13 protein-coding genes are annotated in these 16,893 nt (G+C 73.4%); 5 read left to right on the forward strand and 8 right to left on the reverse strand.

What is annotated here, in order from left to right; translation table 11 throughout:
* From ACSNOD_RS16790 to iolC, 6 genes are all read right to left on the reverse strand, one after another.
* A partial coding sequence (locus ACSNOD_RS16790) for a serine aminopeptidase domain-containing protein (RefSeq protein WP_436767750.1) occupies window positions 1-480 on the reverse strand: 480 nt, incomplete at its 3' end.
* Window positions 481-616: 136 nt separating this feature from the next.
* Complete coding sequence (locus ACSNOD_RS16795; protein ID WP_436767751.1) at window positions 617-2,110, reverse strand: CoA-acylating methylmalonate-semialdehyde dehydrogenase; 1,494 nt, start codon at window positions 2,108-2,110, stop codon at window positions 617-619.
* Window positions 2,111-2,153: 43 nt separating this feature from the next.
* The gene (gene iolD / locus ACSNOD_RS16800; RefSeq protein ID WP_436767752.1) at window positions 2,154-4,184 is read right to left on the reverse strand and encodes a 3D-(3,5/4)-trihydroxycyclohexane-1,2-dione acylhydrolase (decyclizing); all 2,031 of its coding nucleotides are present in this window, start codon (window positions 4,182-4,184) and stop codon (window positions 2,154-2,156) included.
* On the reverse strand, window positions 4,181-5,098 hold the full coding sequence (iolB, locus tag ACSNOD_RS16805; RefSeq protein ID WP_436767753.1) for a 5-deoxy-glucuronate isomerase: 918 nt from the start codon (window positions 5,096-5,098) through the stop codon (window positions 4,181-4,183). Before iolB ends, iolD begins: the two co-directional genes overlap by 4 nt.
* 169 nt (window positions 5,099-5,267) lie before the next feature.
* Window positions 5,268-6,155, reverse strand: a complete 888-nt coding sequence (locus ACSNOD_RS16810) for a Cgl0159 family (beta/alpha)8-fold protein (RefSeq protein WP_436767754.1) — start codon at window positions 6,153-6,155, stop codon at window positions 5,268-5,270.
* A gap of 49 nt (window positions 6,156-6,204) precedes the next feature.
* The gene (gene iolC / locus ACSNOD_RS16815; RefSeq protein ID WP_436767755.1) at window positions 6,205-7,212 is read right to left on the reverse strand and encodes a 5-dehydro-2-deoxygluconokinase; all 1,008 of its coding nucleotides are present in this window, start codon (window positions 7,210-7,212) and stop codon (window positions 6,205-6,207) included.
* Between the two features lie 181 nt (window positions 7,213-7,393).
* Between iolC and ACSNOD_RS16820 the strand changes: the two genes are divergently transcribed.
* The 4 genes from ACSNOD_RS16820 (at window position 7,394) to ACSNOD_RS16835 (ending at window position 11,822) form a co-directional block, all read left to right on the forward strand.
* Window positions 7,394-8,401 (forward strand): sugar phosphate isomerase/epimerase family protein, encoded by a 1,008-nt coding sequence (locus tag ACSNOD_RS16820; RefSeq protein ID WP_436767756.1) that lies wholly within the window; start codon window positions 7,394-7,396, stop codon window positions 8,399-8,401.
* Between the two features lie 284 nt (window positions 8,402-8,685).
* A complete protein-coding gene (locus ACSNOD_RS16825) occupies window positions 8,686-8,892 on the forward strand; it encodes a helix-turn-helix transcriptional regulator (RefSeq protein WP_436767757.1) in 207 nt (68 codons plus the stop codon).
* Window positions 8,893-9,085: 193 nt separating this feature from the next.
* Window positions 9,086-9,367 carry a heavy-metal-associated domain-containing protein gene (locus ACSNOD_RS16830; RefSeq protein WP_436767758.1) on the forward strand — a complete coding sequence of 94 codons (282 nt, stop codon included), beginning with the start codon at window positions 9,086-9,088 and terminating at the stop codon, window positions 9,365-9,367.
* 70 nt (window positions 9,368-9,437) lie between these two features.
* Window positions 9,438-11,822 (forward strand): heavy metal translocating P-type ATPase, encoded by a 2,385-nt coding sequence (locus ACSNOD_RS16835; RefSeq protein WP_436767759.1) that lies wholly within the window; start codon window positions 9,438-9,440, stop codon window positions 11,820-11,822.
* A gap of 597 nt (window positions 11,823-12,419) precedes the next feature.
* On the opposite strand, the gene ACSNOD_RS16840 is transcribed toward ACSNOD_RS16835, so the two are convergent.
* Both ACSNOD_RS16840 and recD2 read right to left on the reverse strand, forming a co-directional pair.
* A complete protein-coding gene (locus ACSNOD_RS16840; protein WP_436767762.1) occupies window positions 12,420-13,709 on the reverse strand; it encodes a citrate synthase in 1,290 nt (429 codons plus the stop codon).
* 181 nt (window positions 13,710-13,890) lie between these two features.
* Entirely contained in the window at window positions 13,891-16,113 is a 2,223-nt protein-coding gene (gene recD2 / locus ACSNOD_RS16845) for an SF1B family DNA helicase RecD2 (RefSeq protein ID WP_436767760.1), read from the reverse strand.
* A 141-nt stretch (window positions 16,114-16,254) separates the two neighbouring features.
* Between recD2 and ACSNOD_RS16850 the strand changes: the two genes are divergently transcribed.
* Window positions 16,255-16,893, forward strand: a 639-nt coding sequence (locus ACSNOD_RS16850) for a ribokinase (RefSeq protein WP_436767761.1), incomplete at its 3' end; no start/stop codon positions are given.

Genomic DNA, 16,893 nt, shown 5'->3' on the forward strand with positions numbered 1-16,893 from the left:
GGGCCGGGTGGCGAGCCAGTCGAGGAGCCGGCTGACGTCCGCCACCTCGCGGTCGGGCGCGTTGAGACCGATGCGGCCGCCGGACCGGCCGAAGCCGCGGGCGGTCCAGGTCAGCACGGCATAGCCCTGCCGGGCCAGCGACTCGGCCTGCTCGCGCAGGTCGTCCTTGTCACCGCCGAAGCCATGGCCGAGGAGGACGGCGGGGCGGCGCTCGCCGGAGGCCCCCGAGGTGAAGAACGAGGTGTCGATCCGCACCGTGCCGGGGCCGCCGGGGGTGCCGGGAGCGGCGCCCGGCGCCTCCGGCGCGGTGAGGAAGCGGTCCTCGCGGCGCACGGGAGGTTCGCCGTCCGACGCGAGGGCGGTGACGGTGCCGGCCCCGGCGAGGACGACGAGGGCCGCGGCGCCGGCCAGCAGGCGGCGCCGGCCGCGGCGGCGGGTCGATCCGGTCCACCGGTTGAGCCGGGGCATACGCAGATCCATGGTCGGATCATATGGACCGGGGGCCGGGACACGGGGGCGCGGGGCGGTCGGGGCCGGTTTTCCCCCCCCGCCCCCTACCCGGATCTGCGTCGTCCTCGAGCGCCGGTCGGCTCGCGCGCCGACCGCCGCCGCGAGGTCAGTGGTTCTTGGGGAAGCCGAGGTCGACGCCGCCGTCGCTGGGGTCGGGCCAGCGCGTGGTGACGACCTTGCCGCGGGTGTAGAAGCGCACCCCGTCGTTGCCGTAGATGTGGTGGTCGCCGAAGAGGGAGTCCTTCCAGCCGCCGAAGGAGTGGTACCCGACCGGCACCGGGATCGGCACGTTCACGCCGACCATCCCCGCCTCCACCTCCAGCTGGAAGCGGCGGGCCGCGCCGCCGTCGCGGGTGAAGACGGCCGTGCCGTTGCCGAACGGGGAGGCGTTGACGATCGCCAGCCCCTCCTCGTACGTCGCGGCGCGCAGCACGCACAGCACCGGGCCGAAGATCTCGTCGCGGTACGCGTCGGAGTCCGTGCGGACCTTGTCCAGCAGGGACAGGCCGATCCAGTGGCCGTCCTCGTACCCCTCCACGGTGAAGCCCGTGCCGTCGAGGACGACCTCGGCGCCCTGGTCGGCGGCGCCGGTGACATAGGAGGCGACCTTGTCGCGGTGGGCCTTGGTGATCAGCGGGCCCATCTCGGAGGCCGGGTCGTCGCCCGGGCCGATTTTGATCTTCTCGGCGCGGTCGCGGATCTTCGCCACCAGCTCGTCCCCGATGTCCCCGACCGCGACGACCGCGGAGATCGCCATGCAGCGCTCGCCGGCCGAGCCGTAGGCGGCGGAGACGGCGGCGTCGGCGGCCGCGTCCAGATCGGCGTCGGGCAGGACCAGCATGTGGTTCTTGGCGCCGCCGAGCGCCTGGACCCGCTTGCCGGCGGCCGAGGCGGTGGTGTGGATGTGGCGGGCGATCGGGGTGGAGCCGACGAAGGAGACGGCGGCCACGTCCGGGTGGGTGAGCAGCCGGTCGACGGCAATCCTGTCGCCGTTGACCACGTTGAGCACGCCGTCCGGCAGCCCCGCCTCGGTGGCCAGCTCGGCGAGCCGGAGCGCGGGCGAGGGGTCCTTCTCGCTGGGCTTGAGGACGAAGGTGTTGCCGCAGGCGACGGCCAGCGGGAACATCCACATCGGCACCATGGCGGGGAAGTTGAACGGCGTGATGCCGGCCACGACCCCCAGCGGCTGGCGGATCGACGCCACGTCCACGCGGTTCGACACCTGGGTGGACAGCTCGCCCTTGAGCTGGGTGGTGATGCCGCAGGCCAGCTCGACGATCTCCAGGCCGCGGGCCACCTCGCCCAGCGCGTCCGAGTGCACCTTGCCGTGCTCCGCGGTGATCAGCTCGGCGAGCTCCTCGCGGTGGGCGTCGAGCAGCGCGCGGTAGCGGAAGAGGACCGCGGTGCGGGCGGCGAGCGAGGAGGTGCCCCAGTGGGCGTACGCCTCCTTGGCGGCGGCCACCGCGCGGTCGACCTCGGCCACGGAGGCCAGGGCCACCCGCGCCGTCCGCTCGCCCGTCGCCGGGTTGGTGACGGGCCCGTAGTCGCCGGACACGCCGTCGACGACCTTGCCACCGATCCAGTGGTTGACGGTCTTCATGAGTGCTCGAACCTTTCTCATGGGGTCGTCGGAGCCGACCTTCTCAAGGGGTCGTCGGAGCCGACCCGTTTCCTGGGGTCGTCGGAGCCGGGCGCCGATCGCCCGCCAGGGGCCGGCGCCGGTTCGCCGCCTGCCGCTCGTACTCCTCGCGGGCCCTGCGGGCCGCCGGGCGGGTGGCGGTCTGCGCCACCGGCACATCCCACCACGCCTGTGCGCCGGGCGCCCCGGACAGAGTGTCGGCTGTTTCCGTCTCCACATAGACACATGTGGGGCGGTCGGAGGCGCGCGCGGCGGCGAGGGCTTCGCGCAGCTCGGCCACGGTGTCGGCGCGGAGCACCGCCATGCCCAGGCTGGCGGCGTTGGCGGCCAGGTCCACCGGCAGCGGGTCGCCGGTGTAGCCGCCGTCGGGGGCCCGGAAGCGGTAGGCCGTGCCGAACCGCTCGGCGCCGACGGCCTCGGACAGCCCGCCGATGGAGGCGTACCCGTGGTTCTGGACGAGCACGAGCTTGATGGCGACGCCCTCCTGGACGGCCGTCACGATCTCCGTGGGGAGCATCAGATACGTGCCGTCGCCGACCAGCGCCCAGACCGGACGGTCGGGGGCGGCCAGCCGGACACCGATGGCGGCCGGGATCTCGTACCCCATGCAGGAGTAGCCGTACTCCAGGTGGTACTGGCGGCGGGAGCGGGCCCGCCACAGCTTGTGGAGGTCGCCGGGGAGCGAACCGGCCGCGTTGATCACCACGTCGTCCTCGCCGACGACGGCGTCCAGGGCGCCCAGCACCTGGCTCTGGGTGGGGCGGGCGGACGCGTCGCCGGCGGCGTACGCGGCGTCGACCAGCCGCTCCCAGCGCCGCTTGCCCGCGCGGTACTCGGCCTCGTACGCGGCGTCGACCCGGTGCCCGGCGAGCGCGGCGGTCAGCGCCTCCAGTCCGGTGCGGGCGTCGGCGACCAGGGGCAGGGCGCTCATCTTGTGGGCGTCGAAGGAGGTGATGTTGAGGTTGAGGAAGCGGACGCCGGGCGCGGTGAACAGGGTGTGGGAGGCGGTGGTGAAGTCGCTGTAGCGGGTGCCGACCCCGATCACCAGGTCGGCCGCGCGGGCCAGGTCGTCGGCCACGGCGGTGCCGGTGTGGCCGATGCCGCCGACGTCGGCCGGGTGGTCGTGGCGCAGGGAGCCCTTGCCGGCCTGGGTGGCGGCGACGGGCACCCCGGTGGCGTCGACCAGGGCGCGCAGGGCGTCCTCGGCCTCGCTGTGGTGGACCCCGCCACCGGCGACGATCAGCGGCCGGGCGGCGGCCCGCACGGCGGCGGCGGCCTCGGCCAGGGCGGCCGGGTCCGGGGCGGGGCGGGGCACGCGCCACACCCGGTCGGCGAAGAACTCCTCGGGCCAGTCGTACGCCTCGGCCTGCACGTCCTGGGGCAGGGCGAGGGTGACGGCGCCGGTCTCGGCGGGGTCGGTGAGCACCCGCATGGCCTGGAGCGCGGCGGGGATCAGCGCCTCGGGCCGGGTGATCCGGTCGAAGTACCGGGACACGGGGCGCAGACAGTCGTTGACCGACACATCGCCGGCGTGCGGGACCTCCAGCTGCTGGAGCACGGGGTCGGCGGGGCGGGCGGCGAAGGTGTCACCGGGCAGCAGCAGCACGGGCAGCCGGTTGACGGTGGCGAGCGCGGCCCCGGTGACGAGGTTGGTGGCGCCGGGGCCGATGGAGGTGGTGACGGCGTGCGCGGACAGCCGGTCGCGCTGGCGGGCGAAGCCCACGGCCGCGTGCACCATGGCCTGTTCGTTGCGGCCCTGGAGGAAGGGGAGCCGGCCGGGCCCGGCCTCCACGAGCGCCTGGCCGAGGCCGGCGACATTGCCGTGGCCGAAGATGCCCCAGCAGGCCTCGATGAGGCGGTGGCGGCGGCCGTCCCGCTCGGAGTACTGATGGGCGAGGAAGGTGACCAGCGCCTGGGCGACGGTGAGGTGACGGGTCGCCGGGCGGGCGACCGCGGGGTCCGTGGGGCCGGGGTCCGTGGGACTGGCGTCCCTGGGACCGGGGTCCGTGGCGGCGGGGTCCGTGGGAGCGGTCATCGGGCGTCTCCTGCGGGCGCGTCGTAGAAGGGGAGGCGGGGGTCGACGGGCCGGCCGGCCCAGGTGGACCGGACCCAGCCGTGGTCGGGGTGGTCGCGGATCAGCCACTCGCGGGTCTCGCCGGGGCCGGCCATGACGTTGAGGTAGTACATGTCGTGGCCGGGCGCGGCGATGGACGGGCCGTGCCAGCCGTCGGGGATCAGCACGGCGTCGCCGTCGCGGACCTCGGCGAGCACGTCCGTGCCGCGGCCGTGGCCGGAGGGCGACACCCGGTGGTAGCCGAACCCCTCGGAGCCGTGCGCGGGGGCGATCTCGAAGTAGTAGATCTCCTCCAGCCGGGACTCCTCGCCGGGGCACTGTTCGTCGTGCTTGTGCGGTGGATACGAGGACCAGTTGCCGCCGGGGGTGAGCACCTCGACGGCGATCAGCCGGTCGCATTCGAGGCCCCCGCCCGGCCCGCCGCCGGCGGGGGCGGCCGCGGCGAAGTTGTTGACCTGGCGGGAGCAGATGCCGGTGCCGCGCAGTTCCACGGGTACCTCCTCGGCCGGGCCGTAGCGGGCGGGCAGCCGGCGCTCGCAGCGGGCGCCGGTCAGCGCGAAGCGCCCGCCCTCCGCGCTGGTGATCCGCGCCCGCGCGTCGCGCGGGACGTAGGCGAAGTCCGTCACCCCGCTGAACACGCTCGCGCGGCCGGCCAGTTCGAAGGTCGCGCCGTCCTCGGTGCGGACCCGGCAGCCGCCGGACAGGGGCAGCACGATCCACTCGCTGTCGCCGGTGTCCAGGGTGTGGTCACCGCCGGGCGGCAGCCGGAGGACCCGGAGGGAGGAGTGGTCCCAGCCGGCCTTCTCGGGGTCGACGCTCAGGGAGTACGGCCCCTCGGCGGCGGCCCCGGCGCGGATGTGCAACTCGGCGTTCATGACTGCAAGTCTCCTACTCGCCACTGACAGTGAGGGGTCGTCACCCAAAGCCGCTGGTCACAGGCGCGCACCGGCGCCCGGAACCGCGCGCCGGTCACCTACGGTCACCGCGGCCACGGCGGTCGCGGCGGCCACGGCGGTCGCCTCGGCCATCCGCCGTCGGCCGCGGTCACAGCAGCCCGACCGCGGTGTCCACGGCCGTCGCCACGTCCCCGTCGGCCGGATAGAGCAGTGAGCGGCCGACGACCAGCCCCTGGACGGTGGGCAGCCGCAGCGCCTTGGCCCACCGCTCGTACGCGCCGGCCTGGTCCTCCGCGGTGGGCCCGACCTCGCCGCCGAGCAGGACGGCCGGCAGCGTGGAGGTCTCCATCACCGCCGCCATGTCCCGCGGGTCCTCGGTGACCGGCACCTTGAGCCAGGTGTAGGCGGAGGTGCCGGCGAGGCCGGAGGCGATGGCGATGGAGCGGGTGACGGCCTCGGCGCTCAGATCGTTGCGGACCTTGCCGCCGACCCGCCGGGAGATGAACGGCTCGACGAAGACGGGGAGGCGGCGGGCGGCCATGGCGTCGATGGCGCGGGCGGCGGCGTCGAGGGTGGCGAGCGAGCCGGGGTCGGAGTAGTCGATCCGCAGCAGCAGCTTCCCGGCGTCGAAGCCGAAGCGGTCCAGGTCCTGGGGGCGGTAGCCGGTGAAGCGGTCGTCCATCTCGAAGGCGGCGCCGGCCAGCCCGCCGCGGTTCATCGAGCCGATGACCACCTTGTCGTCGAGCGCGCCGAGGAGCAGCAGGTCGTCCAGGATGTCGGCGGTGGCGAGCACCCCGTCGACGCCCGGCCGGGAGAGCGCGAGGCAGAGCCGCTCCAGGAGGTCGGCGCGGTTGGCCATGGCCAGTTCGCGATCGCCGACGGCGAGGGCGCCCCGGCCGGGGTGATCGGCAGCGATGATCATGAGTCGGCCGCTGTCGCCGATCAGGGGGCGGCGGGCGCGGCGGGCGGCCGCCTCGCCGATGGCCTCGGGGTGCCGGGTCCGCACCTTCACGATGTCGGAGACACGGATGCTCACGGTGGCTTGACTCTCTCTCGGTGTCGATCGGTCGGCCGCCCCGGGCGGGTCAGGGGCGGGCGAGGAGGTCCTCGACCTCGTCGGGGGTGGGCATGGCGGACGAACAGGCCAGGCGCGAGGCGACGATGGCGCCGGCCGCGTTGGCGTACCGCATGGTCCGCTCCAGCCCCCAGCCGGCCAGCAGCCCGTGGCAGAGGGCGCCGCCGAAGGCGTCCCCGGCGCCGAGGCCGTTGACCACCTCGACCTCGATGGGCGGCACCTCGGCGGTGGCGCCGTCGCGGCGCACGGCGAGCACCCCCTTGGGGCCCTGCTTGACCACGGCCAGCTCGACGCCGGCGGCCAGCAGGGCGCGCGCGGCGGCGTACGGCTCGCGCTCCCCCGTGGCCACCGCGCACTCCTCGACATTGCCGACGGCGACCGTGGCATGGGCGAGGGCCCGCTCGTAGTACGGGCGGGCGGCGGCCGGGTCCGGCCAGAACATCGGCCGCCAGTCGAGATCGAAGACGGTGGCGAGCGCGCCTCCGGCAGCGGCATCGCCGCCGGAGGCAGCGGCGGTTGCGGGAGCGGGGCGGCGCGCCGCCGTACGGGCCTCCAGCGCGGCCAGGGTCGCCGACCGGCTCGGCTCCTCGGAGAGCCCCGTTCCGGTCATCCAGAAGATCCTCGCCGCGCGTACGGCGTCGAGGTCGAGCTCCTCGGCCCGCAGCTCCATGTCCGGGGCCTTGGGCCGCCGGTAGAAGTAGAGCGGGAAGTCGTCGGGCGGGAAGATCTCGCAGAAGGTGACCGGAGTGGGGTACTCCGCCACCGGGGTCACCATGCGGTCGTCCACGCCGAACTCCCGCAGCGCCTGGTGGACGTAGTCTCCGAACGGGTCCCGACCGGTGCGGGTGACCAGGGCCGTACGGCGCCCCAGCCGGGCGGCGGCGACCGCGACATTGGCCGGGGAGCCGCCGAGGAACTTGCCGAAGGTCTCGACGCGCGCCAGCGGTACGCCGATCTCCAGCGGATAGATGTCCACTCCGACGCGGCCCATGGTGACCAGGTCGTACGGCTCGGTCATCGATCACCTCTCGTCGCGCGGCTGCGGTCCCCCACAGGTCTAGAGGGTGGCCGGGAGCCTGTCAATACTTTGTCCTTACATATTGACGTCACGGCGTCGCGGCGTGCGGTTCGATGACGTGACGTCCGTATGTCCTGACGAACTATTGACACTCCGCCGGGGCGCGGGGAGGCTACGCCGCATGACAGCCACGCCGCCCACTCCGCCGCCCGCCGTGCCACCCACGCCACAGCCCACTCCGCCGCCCACGGCGCCATCCGTAGCGCCATCCGCGGGAGCGTCCGCCACCCGCGCCGCGCTCGACCGCATCAGGGTCGGTTCGGCCCCCGACTCCTGGGGCGTCTGGTTCGCCGACGACCCCCAGCAGGTGCCCTGGCGGCGCTTCCTCGACGAGGTCGCCGAGGCCGGCTACTCCTGGATCGAGCTGGGCCCGTACGGGTATCTGCCCACCGATCCGGCGCGGCTCACCGACGAGGTCGGCCGGCGCGGCCTGCGGGTCTCCGCCGGCACGGTCTTCACCGCGCTGCACCGCGGGCCCGGCGTCTGGGAGAGCACCTGGGAGCAGGTGGCGCGGGTCGCCGAGCTCACCCGGGCGATGGGCGCCGGGCACCTCGTCGTCATCCCCTCCTTCTGGCGCGACGACAAAACCGCGGAGGTCCTGGAGGACCCGGTGCTCACGCCGGAGCAGTGGCGCCATCTGACCGGCGGCATGGAGCGGCTCGGCCGCGAGGTGCGGGAGCGGTACGGGCTCGACATCGTCGTCCACCCGCACGCGGACACCCATATCGACGGCGAGGAGAACGTCGCCCGCTTCCTCGACGCGACGGACTCCGCGACGGTCAACCTCTGCCTGGACACGGGCCACTACGCGTACTGCGGCGGCGACAGCGTCAAGCTGATCGAGACCTACGGGGAGCGGATCGGCTACCTCCACCTCAAGCAGGTGGACCCGGAGATCCTGGCGGAGGTCCGGGCCCAGGGCACGCCGTTCGGGCCGGCCGTGCGGCGCGGGGTGATGTGCGAGCCGCCGGGCGGGGTGCCGGCGCTGGAACCGGTGCTCACGGCCGCGCAGGCGCTGGGGGTGGAGCTCTTCGCGATCGTGGAGCAGGACATGTATCCGTGCGCGGCGGACAAGCCGTTCCCCATCGCGGAGCGGACGCGCAGGTTCCTTCGTACGTGCGGTGCCTGAGCGCCGGGTTCCGCGCCGCCCCGGGCGCGCGTCACCCGTTGCAGCGCGTCACCCCCTGAAGCGGCGTCACGCCTTGAAGCGCGTCACCTCTCGAAGCGCGTCACCCTTTGAACACCGTTGTCACCGTTGTGCGGATTTCGTGTCACAGCACCCCCACACCGCGCCCGCGCCGGACGGCATCCTCGTTCATCCGGCACAGGCTGAGTGATCAACAGCGGCCGCGCCGCAGCCCCCCGACGGCTCCCCCCGGGCCGCCGCTGCGGCACCGCGAGGAGGTGCGAGAGATGACCGACCGGAGACTGTGGTCGTACAAGGAGATCGCCGCACACATCCGCGTCCAGACCGACACCGTGCGCTCGTACCGGAAGCACGGACTGCTGCCGCCACCCGATCTGGTGGAGGGCGGCAAACCCTACTGGTTCCCGGACACCATCCGGTCCTGGGTCACCCGGCGGCCCGGCAACCGGAACCGGCGCGACACCCGCGGCTGACTACCCCGCCCCGCCCGAGGAAGTCCTCGTGGGCGGGGCCCGTCGCTTTCGGGTGAAACGGAGGCGACACCCCCAGGAATACCCCCCAGGGGTATAGTGTTGACACCGGAGGACGCACCGGGAGCCCCTGGAGCGCCCCGGTGAACAACGACCCCGCCCGTCCACGACGGACCGTTTGCCCAAGGAGAGAACCATGACCGCCGAGACCCCGACCGGATGCTGCTCCTCCGACTCGTCCTGCGGTGACGCCACCGGGGCCGGCGCCGTCAGCGCCACCTATCGCGTGAGCGGCATGAGCTGCGGGCACTGCGAGAAGGCGATCTCCGCCGAGCTCTCGGACGTGCCCGGTGTCGCCTCCGTCACGGCCGTGTCCGCCACCGGCCTGGTCACCGTCACCTCCGACGCCCCGCTGGACGAGGAGACCGTCCGCGCGGCGATCGACGAGGCCGGCTACGAACTCGTCGGCCGCGCCTGAGAGCGCGCCACCACCTCGCCGGGCCGGCCGCCCCGCCGGCCGGCCCGGCACCCTTTCCGGGAGACCCGAAATGACCACCGAGACGCACGGCACCGCCCCCACCGCCACCGGCCGGCCCCCGGCCTCGGTCGAGCTCGCCATCGGCGGCATGACCTGTGCCTCCTGCGCGGCGCGGATCGAGAAGAAGCTCAACCGGCTGGAGGGGGTGTCCGCCACCGTCAACTTCGCCACGGAGAAGGCCACGGTCCGCTTCGGCGAGGGCGTGTCGGTGGCGGACCTCGTCGCCACCGTGGAGCGGACCGGCTACCGCGCGGAGGCGCCTCCGGCGCCTCCCGAGCCGCCGCCCTCGGCGCCGGACGGGACCACGGCGGCCCCAGGCGGGGAGGGTCCCGAACCGGCGGCCGCCCCGCAGGCCCCGACGCGGACGCAGGCACACGCGCCGGCGTCGGCCCAGGCCCCGGCCGACAGCCGTGCCGCGGCGCGGGACGACGTCACCGACGCGCTCCGCCGGCGCCTGCTCGTCTCCCTCGTCCTCTCCGCGCCCGTCGTGCTGATGGCGATGGTGCCCGCCCTCCAATTCGAGAACTGGCAGTGGCTCTCGCTGACGCTGGCCGCGCCGGTCGTCGTCTGGGGCGCCCTGCCCTTCCACCGCGCCGCCTGGACCAACGCCCGGCACGGCGCCGCCACCATGGACACCCTGGTCTCCCTCGGCACCCTGGCCGCCTTCGGCTGGTCGCTGTGGGCCCTGTTCCTCGGGCACGCCGGCGAGCCGGGCATGCGGCACGGCTTCGACCTCACCGTGGCCAGGACCGACGGCTCCTCCGCCCTCTATCTGGAGGTCGCGGCCGGGGTGACCACCTTCCTGCTGCTGGGCCGCTATCTCGAGGCGAAGTCCAAGCGCCGGGCGGGCGCCGCGCTGCGCGCGCTGCTGGAGCTGGGCGCCAAGGACGTGGCCGTGCTGCGCGACGGCACGGAGGTACGGATTCCGGTGGACCGGCTGGCCGTGGGCGACCACTTCGTCGTCCGCCCCGGCGAGAAGATCGCCACCGACGGCCGGGTGGTCAAGGGCGCCTCGGCCGTGGACGCCTCGATGCTCACCGGCGAGTCGGTGCCGGTGGACGTGGCGGTCGGCGACCCGGTGACCGGTGCCACGGTCAACACCTCCGGGCGGCTGGTCGTCGAGGCGACCCGGGTCGGCTCCGACACCCAGCTCGCCCGGATGGCGAAGCTGGTGGCGGACGCCCAGGGCGGCAAGGCGGCGGTCCAGCGGCTGGCGGACCGGGTGTCGAGCGTGTTCGTGCCCGTGGTGCTGCTGATCGCCGTCGGCACCCTGGCCGGCTGGCTGCTGGTCACCGGGGAGGTGACCGCGGCGTTCACCGCCGCCGTGGCCGTACTGATCATCGCCTGCCCGTGCGCGCTGGGCCTGGCGACCCCGACGGCCCTGATGGTCGGCACCGGCCGCGGCGCCCAGCTGGGCATCCTGATCAAGGGGCCCGAGGTGCTGGAGTCGACCCGCCGGGTGGACACCGTGGTGCTGGACAAGACCGGCACCGTCACCACCGGGCGGATGGCCCTGCGGGACGTCGTCACGGCGGACGGGGTCGACGAGCGGGAGCTGCTGCGCCTGGCGGGCGCCGTGGAGCACGCCTCCGAGCACCCCATCGCCCAGGCCATCGCCACCGGCGCGGCCGAGGCCGTCGGGGAACTGCCGGTGGCCGACCACTTCGAGAACGCCGCCGGCCTCGGCGTACGGGGCGCGGTGGCGGGCCGTACGGTCCTGGTGGGGCGCGCCAAGCTGCTCGCCGCCGCGGGGATCGAGCTGCCGGACCGCCTGGCCGCCGCCAAGGACGCGGCCGAGGCCGAGGGCCGTACGGCGGTGGTGGTGGCCTGGGACGGCGCGGCGCGCGGCGTGCTGACCGTCGCCGACGCCGTCAAGGACACCAGCGCGCGGGCGGTGGCCGAGCTGCGGGCGCTGGGGCTGACCCCGGTGCTGCTCACCGGCGACAACCGGGCGGTCGCCGAGTCGGTGGCCCGCGCGGTCGGGATCGACGAGGTGATCGCGGACGTGCTGCCGGAGGAGAAGGTGGCGGTCGTGGAGCGGCTGCGCGCCGAGGGCCGTACGGTCGCGATGGTCGGGGACGGCGTCAACGACGCCGCCGCGCTGGCCACGGCCGATCTGGGGCTGGCCATGGGCACGGGGACGGACGCGGCCATCGAGGCGAGCGACCTCACCCTGGTGCGCGGGGACCTGCGGGTCGCGGCGGACGCCATCCGGCTCTCCCGCCGGACCCTGAAGACGATCAAGTCCAATCTGGTGTGGGCGTTCGGCTACAACGTGGCCGCGCTGCCGCTGGCCGCGGCCGGACTGCTGAACCCGATGATCGCGGGGGCGGCGATGGCCTTCTCCTCGGTCTTCGTGGTGACCAACAGCCTGCGGCTGCGCGCCTTCCGCTGACCGCGGGGCGCCGTCTCCGGCGGGGGTTGCGCCCGCCCCGGGGCCCACACCGGCCCCACGCGTTCACGGAACCCCCGCATCGCACACAGAACCCTCACCCCAGGGCCCCGATCTCCCGATCGGGGCCCTTGCCCTTGTTGGCGGGCATATGTCGGGAGACCCAGATCACAGAGATCGCGAGGTAACCATTGCGGGGGGTCGGGAGTCTAACCGGGCGGTGCCGCACCTCCGGCGGGAAGCGGCACCGTGAGGGCCTGGAATGTCTTGGGGGACGGACTTGGCCACTGCGTTGGCCGGGACGACGTGCGCGGGGAGCTTTGAGCGGCCCCCCCTCGCTCAGCGTCCCGGCAGATCGCAGCGTGGAGCCGCAACGGAAGTCGGGGGACTTCACGGCGGCCTCCACGGCCATCGAGCGCCCGGTCGGGTCCCGTGGGGGGAGTCCGACCGGGATACGGGAAGCGCCCCGCTCCGACCCGTGGGGGGATCGGCGCGGGGCGCTTCCTCGCGTTCCGAGGCGTCAGCGCACGTTCCGAGGTTCGGCGCCCGTTCCGGGGCGCCGGCGCTCGCGTGTCGGAGGCGTCAGCCGTGTCGGAGGCGTCAGCGCTGCTCGACCGGCACGAAGTCGCGCTCCACCACACCGGTGTAGATCTGCCGCGGACGGCCGATCCGGGAACCCGGCTCCTTGATCATCTCGTGCCACTGGGCGATCCAGCCGGGGAGCCGGCCGAGCGCGAAGAGCACGGTGAACATCTCGGTCGGGAAGCCCATGGCCCGGTAGATCAGACCGGTGTAGAAGTCCACGTTGGGGTAGAGCTTGCGCTCGACGAAGTAGTCGTCGGCCAGCGCGTGCTCCTCGAGCTTCAGCGCGATGTCGAGCAGCTCGTCGGACTTGCCCAGCGCGGAGAGGACGTCGTGCGCCGCCGCCTTGATGATCTTCGCCCGGGGGTCGAAGTTCTTGTAGACGCGGTGCCCGAAGCCCATGAGCTTCACGCCGTCTTCCTTGTTCTTCACCTTGCGGATGAAGGTGTCGACATCGCTGCCGTTCGCCTTGATGCTCTCCAGCATCTCCAGCACCGACTGGTTGGCGCCGCCGTGCAGCGGGCCCCACAGGGCGCTGATGCCGGCGGAGATCGAGGCGAACATGTTCGCCTGCGACGAGCCGACCAGGCGCACGGTGGAGGTGGAGCAGTTCTGCTCGTGGTCCGCGTGCAGGATCAGCAGCTTGTCCAGGGCGTTGACCACGACCGGGTCGAGGTCGTACTCCTGGGCCGGCACCGAGAAGGTCATCCGCAGGAAGTTCTCGACGTAGCCGAGGTCGTTACGCGGGTAGACGAACGGGTGACCGACGGACTTCTTGTAGGCGTACGCCGCGATCGTCGGCAGCTTGGCCAGCAGCCGGATCGTCGAGAGGTGGCGCTGCTCCTCGTCGAACGGGTTGTGGCTGCCCTGGTAGAACGTCGACAGCGCGCTGACCACGGAGGAGAGCATCGCCATCGGGTGGGCGTCGCGCGGGAAGCCGTCGAAGAACCGCTTGACGTCCTCGTGCAGCAGGGTGTGCTGGGTGATCTCACCCCGGAAGGACGCCAGCTGGTCCACGGTCGGCAGCTCGCCGTGGATCAGCAGGTACGCGGTCTCGAGGAAGGAGCTGCGCTCGGCGAGCTGCTCGATCGGGTAACCGCGGTAGCGCAGGATGCCGCGCTCACCGTCGAGGTAGGTGATCGCGGACTTGTACGCCGCCGTGTTGCCGTAACCGCTGTCCAGGGTCACCAGACCGGTTTGGGCACGGAGCTTGCCGATGTCGAAGCCCTTGTCGCCGACAGTGCTGTCGACCACCGGGTAGGTGTATTCGCCGTCCCCGTACCGCAGTACTACAGAGTTGTCGCTCACGTCATCCCTCACCGACGTCTGTCCTCTTCTTCGAGGTGCCCTGACTGTCTCTACCTTCCCCCATTTGGCACCGGGCCGTGCACTCGGGGTCGGCCACAAGGCCGATGGATGGCACGCAGTGCCGCGCGCCTGCCCATCCTGCTCCCTTCGCCCCGGTTGGGGAAGGGTCATCCCTGGTCCGTCAGGTTGACCCGGCCCCGATCCGGCCCGCGAGCCGGTGATCCAGGGCGGTGCACCGCCGCCCCGCCGATACGGTACGCACCGCCTGACCCAGAGCCTTCCGCGAGCCGACCAGAACCACGAGCCGTTTCGCCCGGGTAACGGCGGTATAGAGCAGATTTCGTTGCAGCATCATCCATGCTCCGGTGGTGACAGGGATCACCACCGCGGGATACTCGCTCCCCTGCGACCGATGGATGGTCACGGCGTAGGCGTGGGCCAGCTCGTCGAGCTCGTCGAAGTCGTATCCGATCTCCTCGTCCTCGTCCGTCAGCACGGTCAGCCGCTGCTCCTCGGGGCTCAGCGCGGTCACCACCCCCACCGTGCCGTTGAAGACGCCATTGGCACCCTTGTCATAGTTGTTCCGGATCTGGGTGACCTTGTCGCCCACCCGGAAGACCCGGCCGCCCACGCGCCGCTCGGGCAGGTCCGGCCGGCCCGGGGTGATCGCCTGCTGGAGGAGACCGTTGAGCGCGCCCGCGCCCGCCGGGCCGCGGTGCATCGGGGTCAGCACCTGCACGTCGCGGCGCGGATCGAGGCCGAACTTCGCCGGGACGCGCCGGGCCGCCACGTCCACCGTGAGCCGGCCCGCCTCCTCGGTGTCCTCCTCGGCGAAGAGAAAGAAGTCCGGCAGGCCCTGGGTGAGGGGCGGCACCCCGGAGTTGATGCGGTGGGCGTTGGTCACCACGCCCGACTGCTGGGCCTGGCGGAAGATCCGGGTCAGCCGGACCGCCGGCACCGGGCCGCCCTCCGCCAGCAGATCGCGGAGCACCTCGCCCGCGCCCACCGACGGCAGCTGGTCCACGTCCCCCACCAGGAGCAGATGCGCCCCCGGCGGCACGGCCTTGACCAGCTTGTTGGCGAGCAACAGATCCAGCATGGACGCCTCGTCCACCACGACCAGATCGGCGTCCAGCGGCCGGTCCCGGTCGTAGGCGGCGTCCCCGCCGGGCTTGAGCTCCAGCAGCCGGTGGACCGTGGACGCCTCGGCCCCGGTGAGCTCGGAGAGCCGCTTGGCCGCCCGTCCGGTGGGCGCGGCCAGCACCACCTTCGCCTTCTTGGCGCGGGCGAGCTCCACCACCGAGCGCACGGTGAAGGACTTGCCGCAGCCGGGGCCGCCGGTGAGCACCGCCACCTTGCGGGTCAGCGCCAGGCGCACCGCCTCCTGCTGTTCGGGGGCGAGGTCCGCGCCCGTGCGGTCCGCGAGCCAGGACAGCGCCTTGTCCCACTGGACCTGCTGGAAGGCGGGCAGCCGGTCCTCCTCCGTGCGCAGCAGCCGCTGGAGCTGGGCCGCCAGGGAGAGCTCGGCGCGGTGGAAGGGGACCAGATAGACGGCGGTGACCGGCTCGCCGCCGTCGGGCCCGGGGACGGTCTCCCGGACCACTCCCTCCTCCTCGCCGGCGAGCTCGGCCAGGCAGTCGATGACCAGGCCGGTGTCGACCTGGAGCAGCTTGACGGCGTCGGCGATCAGCCGCTCCTGGGGCAGGAAGCAGTGGCCCTGGTCGGTGGACTGGGAGAGGGCGTACTGCAGCCCGGCCTTGACCCGCTCGGGGCTGTCGTGCGGGATGCCGACGGCCTGGGCGATCCGGTCCGCCGTGAGGAAGCCGATGCCCCAGACGTCGGCGGCCAGCCGATAGGGCTGGTTGCGCACCACGGAGATGGAGGCGTCGCCGTACTTCTTGTAGATCCGCACGGCGATCGAGGTGGAGACGCCGACGCCCTGGAGGAAGACCATGACCTCCTTGATGGCCTTCTGCTCCTCCCAGGCGGCGCCGATCAGGCGGGTGCGCTTGGGGCCGAGGCCCGGGACCTCGACGAGGCGCCCGGGCTCGCGCTCGATGATCTCCAGGGTGTCCACCCCGAAGTGGTCCACGATCCGCTCGGCGATCCTGGGCCCGATGCCCTTGATCAGCCCCGAGCCGAGATAGCGGCGGATGCCCTGGACGGTGGCGGGCAGCACGGTGGTGTAGTTCTCCACCGTGAACTGCCGCCCGTACTGGGGGTGGGAGCCCCAGCGGCCCTCCATCCGCAGCGACTCCCCGGGCTGGGCGCCCAGCAGCGAGCCGACGACCGTCAGCAGGTCGCCACCGCGGCCGGTGTCGACCCGGGCCACGGTGTATCCGTTGTCCTCATTGGCGTAGGTGATCCGCTCGAGGACCCCTTCGAGGACCGCCAGTTGCACCATGCCGCGACGGTACCGCCGGGCACCGACACCGTGTTCACCCTGTGGATAACCTGTTGTGGATCATCACTGGCGCGGATTCGGGCAGGGGTAACTCATGGCGGCCCGACGGCGGGGCCGCGCTCGCGGGAAGGGTGTTTCACGATGCCGGAATGCGATCTGCTGGTCGTGGGCTCGGCCAATGCCGACCTGGTGGTGGGGGTGGAGCGGCGGCCCGGGGCGGGCGAGACCGTGCTCGGCTCCGACCTGGCCGTCCACCCCGGCGGCAAGGGCGCCAACCAGGCCGTGGCCGCGGCCCGGCTCGGGGCGCGTACGGCGCTGCTGGCGCGGGTGGGCGACGACGCGCACGGCCGGCTGCTGCTGGACGCCCAGCGGGCGGCCGGCGTGGACACCTCGGCGGTGCTGGTGGGCGGCGCGCCGACCGGGGTGGCGCTGATCACGGTGGACCCGTCGGGCGACAACAGCATCGTGGTGTCCCCCGGTGCCAACGCCCGGCTGAGCCCCGAGGACGTGCGGGCCGCGGAGCCGCTGCTGGCGGCCGCGCGGGTGGTCTCGCTGCAGATGGAGATCCCCCGGGAGACGGTGGTGGCCGCGGCGCGGGCGGCGGCGCGGGCCGGCACCCGGGTGGTGCTCAACCCCTCGCCGCCCGCCGAGCTGCCCGACGACGTACTGGCGGTGTGCGACCCCCTCGTCGTCAACGAGCACGAGGCGCGGGTGCTGCTGGGCGGCGGCCCCGGCGGGCCGGACGCCGGGGACGGGACAGGGGACAGGACAGGGGACGGG

Source organism: Streptomyces sp. URMC 123, from assembly GCF_051386515.1.
In the GTDB taxonomy this organism is placed as follows: Bacteria; Actinomycetota; Actinomycetes; order Streptomycetales; family Streptomycetaceae; genus Streptomyces.